We start from the raw sequence: 658 nt of genomic DNA, 5'->3' as shown, positions 1-658 counted from the left end.
TAACAAGGCGCACCAATTCGCCACCGCAAGCGGTGGCCGGACGCTCGCAAGCTCGCGCCGTTGTGCGCGGCGTTATGAGTAAGCTTCGATGAAGATCTACGGGTACCCTAAAAATGTAAATGATCTTCAAGAGCTCGTGGAGGTTACCTTTCAGGCCGAACCGGACGAGCTGAGACAGTTGGCGAAGTTTCTAGCCAAAATGGCGCAGTCCTTAGAAGATGATCGTGGCGGTTTCGGGCATGGACACGCAAAGGATTACTGCGAAGATTGGGAAGATGAAAATCCCGAGATTATTGTGTTCAAGCCAAATTCATAACACTGAAAACCGCCCCATACTGGTATTGTGGGGGCGTCAACCGGAACTCATAGCAAATAAGGATATGTTGCGCTTGCCGCAACATATCTGATTGTTGAACGAGCCCGGTGGTCCTTATTAAGTAAGTAAATTGAATGCTGGCTGGTATCAAAAGGCCGCCCGCGGAAGGACGGCGCGAGTTCTGGGCGAGCGTGGACCTCGCCCGGTAGGCGATAAAAAATTAGTACCGATGTCACATAGAGATGGTCACCCCTGTCGCTACAGCCCTGTTCATCCTCGCGTACTTTGGCGTCCGTGCTATCGCCGGCTTTATCCCGGCCTGTTTTTGGGGTGGACGATACC

The 658-nt window shown here is 52.4% G+C and carries 1 protein-coding gene; it reads left to right on the top strand.

The window, feature by feature from the left end; genetic code table 11:
* Nucleotides 1-88: 88 nt before the first annotated feature.
* Nucleotides 89-316, top strand: a complete 228-nt coding sequence (locus ACURWW_RS17235) for an Imm32 family immunity protein (protein ID WP_445618388.1) — start codon at nt 89-91, stop codon at nt 314-316.
* The last annotated feature ends 342 nt before the right edge of the window (nt 317-658 follow it).

This window comes from Gilvimarinus sp. F26214L, from assembly GCF_054401055.1.
This window is presented reverse-complemented; position numbering and strand designations above follow the sequence as displayed.